We start from the raw sequence: 6,156 nt of genomic DNA, 5'->3' as shown, positions 1-6,156 counted from the left end.
TAGTAGTTCGTCACCGGATCCGGCGTCTGGCCGTAACCCGCCACAGCAAGCAGCAGGCCGCACAAAATAACCAATCTTTTCATGTCCGTATGTGGTTGCGGTTCAACGTTTCTATTCGGCGGGCTTCTCTTCCAGTTCGCTTGTCAGGGGCAGCTTCCTGAAATTAAAAATCGTCAGCCCAAACATATATTTCAACTGTTTCGCAAAATCATTGACATTCCACCGGACCTCCTCTTTCAGCCGTTTCTCGAACGCCCGATAGAAATCGGGCGACAGCGACGTCATTTCCGGATAGTTCCCGATGGCGAACTTCACTTCCAACTGGACGCCAGTCTCCGGATTCACCGTACATCCAACCGCCAACGGCAGGCGCAGGTTGCGCAGCGCGACGATCTGCTCATCGGTAAACATCTCCCGCAATATCCGGGTAACGATCTCCTGATCCGCCACCGCTCCGTCCACAGATTCATACTCTTCCACGGTCTCCAACCTCCGACCATCCTTGTAATAAAGCGAAGGAGACGCATCCACCGTCGAGTAGCGATTTTCAGCATTGGCGATGGTAATGGTCGGAGAATCCGCCCCATCGATGCAATAAACGGTTCCGTCCGACGCCTGGACGGTCCCATCTTTCGCATAATAGTTCACCGCCGGCTCCGACGGCTGGGCGTAACCCGCCGCGGCAAGCAGCAGCGACAACAACATAATTGCTCTTTTCATGGCTTCGGCGTGTTATGTCCGGGCCCTTCCCCGCAAAGCCAGTCCGCAACCCCGACCGGGGTTCTGCAGCGGATTTTCAACACACGATCCGGACGGTTTTTCCAAAATTACGAAATCCGGACGGAAATACCAACCCGTCACCGAAAAATATCCGTGAAAATAGCGGCGAACTCCTTTGCTGTTACAAAAATAACAGTTATATTTGCGTCAGTGAACCGTAAAATTCAAACCAAATCGTAACAACATCATGAACGTACCTGCAAATCTGAAATACTCGAACGACCACGAGTGGTGCCGTGTCGAGGGTGACGTGGCCGTCATCGGCATTACCGACTTTGCGCAGAGCCAGCTGGGCGACATCGTCTTCGTGGACGTGCCGACCGTCGGCGAGACGCTCGCCGCAGGCGACGTCTTCGGCTCGATCGAGGCCGTGAAGACCGTCAGCGACGCCTTCCTGCCCGTGGGCGGCGAAGTGCTGGAGTTCAACGAGGCCGTCGATGCCGACCCCTCGATCGTCAACAAGGATGCCTACGGCGAAGGCTGGCTCGTGAAGGTCCGCATGTCGAACCCCGCAGAGGTCGACGCGCTGCTCACGCCCGCACAGTACGAGGAGCTGATCGGCTGACGCCCCGGCCGCACCGGCGGCCCGTGCCCGGGGACCGGAGTACAAGGACCGGAGAGCGGAGAGCGGCAACATGCGGCGCACGCCGCCGCTGCAAAGCAGAAAGTACACTTTATAAAATACAAACCGTTATGTCAAAAGTTACCGTAGTGGGCGCAGGCGCCGTAGGTGCAACCTGCGCAAACGTGATGGCTTGCCGCGAGGTGGCGAGCGAGGTGGTTCTCATCGACATCAAGGAGGGACTCTCGGAGGGCAAGATGCTCGACATGTACCAGACCTCCACGCTGATGGACTTCGACACGAAGCTCGTCGGCGCAACCAACGACTACAAGGCTTCAGCCGGTTCGGATGTCGTCGTCATCACCTCGGGCATCCCCCGCAAGCCGGGCATGACGCGCGAGGAGCTGATCGGCACGAACGCCAACATCATGAAGGGCGTGATCGGCAACGTCATCAAGTACTCGCCCCGCGCCATCATCATCGTGGTGGCCAACCCGATGGATACGCTGACCTACCTGGCGCTCAAGAGCTCGGGCCTGCCGAAGAACCGCATCATCGGCATGGGCGGCGCCCTCGATTCGTCGCGCTTCAAGTGCTACCTGGCCAAGGCTACGGGTGCCAACATCAACAACGTCGACGGCATGGTCATCGGCGGCCACGGCGACACGACGATGCTGCCGCTGCTGTCGAAGGCGACGATCAACGGCGTGCCCGTCACGCAGTTCGCCTCGAAGAAGAAGCTGCAGGAGGCCGTGCAGAACACGATGGTCGGCGGCGCCACGCTGACGAAGCTCATCGGCACGTCGGCCTGGTACGCTCCGGGGGCCGCCGCAGCCATGATGGTCGAGTCGATCCTCAACGACCAGAAGAAGATGATCCCCTGCTCGTGCTACCTCGAGGGCGAGTACGGCGAGTCGGACATCTGCATCGGCGTGCCGGCAATCATCGGCCGCAAGGGTATCGAGAAGATCGTGAAGCTCGACCTCACGAAGGAGGAGGCCGAGAAGTTCGCCGCCTCGGCAGCCGCCGTGCGCAAGACGAACAACGTCCTGCACGAGATCAACGCCCTGTAGGGCGCCGGTCCGCGAAAGGTCCGCAAAAAACGGCCCCGACGCAGTGTCGGGGCCGTTTTTTCGTGCGGGTTCCTGCCGGAAAGAGGTCCGGGCCGCGCCGGACGGATTGCCCGCCCGGAAGCGGCGGCCCGGACGGCGGGTCAGAAGCTCAACTTCACGCCGACGAACCAGCTGCGCGGCAGCGACGGGCCGTAGACATAGCCCGAATCGCGCTCTGCTCCGCGGTCAAAGTCCTTCTGGTAGGCATTGAAGAGGTTTTGCACGCCGCCGTAGAGCTGCATGGTCACCTCCTTGTAGAGCGGGATGTCGTAGGCGAGCCGCACGTTCAGGTCGAGGAACCGCGGCGTCGTGACCGCCACATCCTGCGCGACACCCGAACCGGCCATGTGCTGCACGAGCATCTCGCCCGTGCAGGTGCCCGTCACGTCGACCGCCATGCGGCGCAGGGGCTTCAGTGCCGCGGTGAAGTAGCCGTAGAAGTCGGGCGTGCGGAACATCCGCCGCACGGGCGGCACGTCGGGGTCCTCGCTCCACTGCTCGGGCTCGGCATAGCGGCTGCGCTGCCACGTCATGCCCGCCTGCAGCTCGAACCAGCGGGTGAAGAGCGCCCGGCCCTCGATATTCACGCCGGCAACCGTGGCGCCCGAACCGTTGTAACGCTCCTTGATCTTGCCGCCGTCGGCCGTATCCTCCAGGTCGCGCAGCGCGAAGACGTCGTCGAGCCGCGTGTAGAAGCCCTCGACCAGCAGGTTGGTCTGCACGCTGCCGAACGAGTGGTAGAGGTCGGCCGAGAGGCTCACGCTGTGCGAGCGCTCCTCCTTCAGGTCGTCCGCCAGGCGGATGCGCACCCGCTTGCCGCCCACGATGGCGATGTGCAGGTCCTCGTCGAATGCCTGCGGGGCGCGGTAGCCTCCGGCGTAGCTTGCACGCAGGTTCACCGACTCCGAGGGGTTGAAGCGCACGTTGACGCGCGGGCTGAAGATCACGTGGTCGACGAGGTTGTGCTTGTCGAGGCGCCCGCCCAGGAGCAGCGACCAGCGCTTCGTCTTCCATTCGTTCTGGAAATAGGCCCCGGCGATGTGGACCGTCTGGTCGGTCGCGATATCGTAGCCGATCGAGCGGTCCGAGAGCCGGTCGAAGTTGTACTCTGCCCCGACGGTCAGTTCCGACGGCATGAACCACAGGCGGTCGAAGGCGTGGACGTACTGCACGCCCGAAGCGACCGTGATGTCATGCGTCGTGCCGTAGGCGTCGGCATCCTGCTTGCTGCCGTAGTAGCTCTTGCGGGCCGTATTCTGGAACGAGACATAGGCGTTCATGCGGTCGCTGCGGTCCGACGACGAAGCGTCGAACGAAAGGCTGCCGCCGTCGATCGCATGGTCTACCTGCTCGGCGATGAGGGCCTCGTGCGGCGGGCGGTTGAGCCGGTCGCCGCCGCGGCGATACTCGTCGATGTGGTGGTACTGCGCCGTGATGCGCGAATAGGCCCCCGTGCGGTAGTAGGAGCGCATGCCCACCGAGCTGCTCTCGATCACGGGCAGTTCGGTGAATCCGTCGCCGTTGTGGTCGTAACCCGAGCGGTGGCGGCTCTGCCCGAAGACGCAGACCCCGGCCCGGCCGCTCTCCGAGACGAGCGAGGCGTTGAGCATCGTGTTGTTGTCGTAGGAGTTGCTGCCGCCGAGCGACGTGAGCGTATGGGAGAGCTGCGCCGAGTTGCGCGTCGGCTCGCGCGTGATGATGTTGATCGTGCCGCCGATGGCCGACGACCCGAAGAGCGCCGAACCGCCGCCGCGCAGCACCTCGACGCGCTCGATCATGTTCGCGGGAATCTGCTCGAGCCCGTAGACGCCCGTGAGGGCCGAGAAGACGGGATGCGAGTCGACCAGTATCTGCGAATAGTGGCCGTCGAGGCCGTTGATGCGCACCTGCGTGAAGCCGCAGTTCTGGCAGTCGTCCTCGACGCGCACGCCGGGCTGGAACGAGAGCCCCTGCGCCAGACAGGCGGCGTTGCTCCGCACGAAGAGGTCGGCGTCGAGGACGCTCACCAGCGCCGGGGCCTCGCGGCGCAGCGTCGCCGAACGGCTCGCCGAGACAACCACCTCGTCCATCGAGATGCCGCTCTGCACCACCTCGAAGTTCAGTTCCACGGTCTCGCCGCGACGCATCGAGACCGTTGCCTGCTGCGGCGCGTAGCCCAAGGCACGCACCTCAACCGTGAGGTCGCCTTCGGGCAGGTTCTTGAGAAAATAGTGCCCCGAAGCGTCGGTCGTCGTGCCGAAGGTGGTACCCTGTACGGCGACCGCGGCATAGGGGATGTGTTCGTGGGTGTCGCGGTCGACGACATGGCCGAAGAGGTTGGCATCGGTATTTTTTCGGGTGGGTGCCTCGATGCCCGACGCACCCGTGTAAAGGCACACCGCGAGGAGCGCCAATACGATATGCAGTTTCATAGAGTATATCGTTAAAGGGGTGGACCGCACGGAATCGCCGCACGGCATGAATAAAAACGGATCGAAAAGGATCAGAGGGGGGGGGTCAGGCGGCCGGCGGAGCCCGCAGGGAGATGACCTGCCGCGCGGCGCCGCACTTGCAGCTCGTGACGAACGACTCCAGCACGCCGAGCACTACGGCACGGAACTCCGGCGCAGAGAGCACCTCGACCAGACAGGGACAGATGCAGAAGTTGTCGACATCGTGCCGTGCGACAAATGTGCCGTCGTCCGTTTCGTCCGCATCGTCCGCATCGTCCGCACCGTCCGCATCGTAGAACGAGGCGAAGTGCAACAGGTCCTCCGTGTAGATGTGGATCTGCTGCCCGGCGTAGGCCGCGAGCAGCACCGAGAGCATCAGCCCGGCAAAGAGACGTTGGAGCGAGGTTCTTATCATGTTTCGGGTGGGGAAAAGTACCGCCGCACGCCACGGTGCGGTCCCCGTCGGGGAGCCTTTTTCCTCTAATTACCCGGCAAAGGTAGCAAAAAAAAGGACCGCGCAAGGGCGGTCCGGTAAAAATACCTGAAATTTGGGATATTGTTTCTTCTCTTTCCCCCCCCCTCCTGCACGCGGGGCGGGCCATGCGGCACCGTCCCGCGAACGGGCGCATCAGATGCTGATGTCGAGAATCTCGAAATGGATCGTACCGGCCGGAACCTCGACGTCCACGCGGTCGCCCTTCTTGTGACCGAGCAGCGCCTTGGCGATCGGCGTACCGATGGCGAGCTTGCCCTCGCGCAGGTTGGCCTCGTGCTCGGCGACGATCGTATAGACCATCTGTTTCTTGTTGTTGTGGTTCAGCAGCGTCACCTTGCTCAATATCTGCACCTTGCTCTTGTCGATCTTCGACTCGTCGATCACGCGGGCATTGGCGATCGTATCTTCGAGCTTGGCGATCCGCATTTCGAGCAGGCCCTGTGCCTCACGGGCAGCATCGTACTCCGCATTCTCCGACAGGTCGCCCTTGTCGCGCGCCTCGGCAATGGCCGCCGAGATCGCCGGACGCTCCACCGAACGCATGTGGTCCAGTTCGTCCTTGAGTTTCTTGTACCCCTCCGCCGTCAGATAAATTGTCTCTTTTGCCATAGTTCAAATCACATAAAAAAACAAGAATCCTGGCCGTTGAAGGCCAGAACCCATTGCATTGCTTTTACAAAGGTAGAAAGTATATTCCGAATTTCCAAATCTTTTTTCGCCTTTCGCGGCGGGGCCCGGCCGCCGGCACCGCCCCGCCGCCCGCGGCGCATCATC

Annotated in this window: 6 protein-coding genes; 2 read left to right on the top strand and 4 right to left on the bottom strand. The window is 62.1% G+C overall.

Annotated elements, in window-relative coordinates; translation table 11 throughout:
• Positions 1-111: 111 nt before the first annotated feature.
• Entirely contained in the window at positions 112-720 is a 609-nt protein-coding gene (locus Q1Y33_RS00945; protein WP_300797382.1) for a DUF5043 domain-containing protein, read from the bottom strand.
• Between the two features lie 247 nt (positions 721-967).
• Here Q1Y33_RS00945 and gcvH point away from each other — a divergent pair, with 247 nt between their 5' ends.
• Together gcvH and mdh are read left to right on the top strand one after the other, a co-directional pair.
• A complete protein-coding gene (gcvH, locus tag Q1Y33_RS00940) occupies positions 968-1,345 on the top strand; it encodes a glycine cleavage system protein GcvH (protein WP_300797380.1) in 378 nt (125 codons plus the stop codon).
• Between the two features lie 128 nt (positions 1,346-1,473).
• A complete protein-coding gene (gene mdh, locus Q1Y33_RS00935; protein WP_300797378.1) occupies positions 1,474-2,415 on the top strand; it encodes a malate dehydrogenase in 942 nt (313 codons plus the stop codon).
• Between the two features lie 140 nt (positions 2,416-2,555).
• Here mdh and Q1Y33_RS00930 read toward each other — a convergent pair whose 3' ends face one another.
• The 3 genes from Q1Y33_RS00930 to greA all read right to left on the bottom strand — a co-directional run bounded on the left by Q1Y33_RS00930 (position 2,556) and on the right by greA (position 5,991).
• Positions 2,556-4,865: a TonB-dependent receptor gene (locus Q1Y33_RS00930; RefSeq protein WP_300797377.1), complete on the bottom strand. Its 2,310-nt coding sequence runs from the start codon at positions 4,863-4,865 to the stop codon at positions 2,556-2,558.
• An 85-nt stretch (positions 4,866-4,950) separates the two neighbouring features.
• On the bottom strand, positions 4,951-5,301 hold the full coding sequence (locus Q1Y33_RS00925; protein ID WP_300797375.1) for a hypothetical protein: 351 nt from the start codon (positions 5,299-5,301) through the stop codon (positions 4,951-4,953).
• Positions 5,302-5,514: 213 nt separating this feature from the next.
• Positions 5,515-5,991, bottom strand: coding sequence for a transcription elongation factor GreA (greA, locus tag Q1Y33_RS00920; protein WP_300797374.1), 477 nt, complete (start codon positions 5,989-5,991; stop codon positions 5,515-5,517).
• Between the last annotated feature and the right edge of the window lie 165 nt (positions 5,992-6,156).

This window comes from uncultured Alistipes sp., assembly GCF_949296715.1.
Classification (GTDB): domain Bacteria; phylum Bacteroidota; class Bacteroidia; order Bacteroidales; family Rikenellaceae; genus Alistipes.
This window is presented reverse-complemented; position numbering and strand designations above follow the sequence as displayed.

Excerpts from the sequence above, each read along its gene's own strand:
- Q1Y33_RS00945 (WP_300797382.1), bottom strand. The coding sequence starts at position 720 with ATGAAAAGAGCAATTATGTTGTTGTCGCTGCTGCTTGCCGCGGCGGGT.
- gcvH (WP_300797380.1), top strand. The coding sequence starts at position 968 with ATGAACGTACCTGCAAATCTGAAATACTCGAACGACCACGAGTGGTGC.
- mdh (WP_300797378.1), top strand. The coding sequence starts at position 1,474 with ATGTCAAAAGTTACCGTAGTGGGCGCAGGCGCCGTAGGTGCAACCTGC.
- Q1Y33_RS00930 (WP_300797377.1), bottom strand. The coding sequence starts at position 4,865 with ATGAAACTGCATATCGTATTGGCGCTCCTCGCGGTGTGCCTTTACACG.
- Q1Y33_RS00925 (WP_300797375.1), bottom strand. The coding sequence starts at position 5,301 with ATGATAAGAACCTCGCTCCAACGTCTCTTTGCCGGGCTGATGCTCTCG.
- greA (WP_300797374.1), bottom strand. The coding sequence starts at position 5,991 with ATGGCAAAAGAGACAATTTATCTGACGGCGGAGGGGTACAAGAAACTC.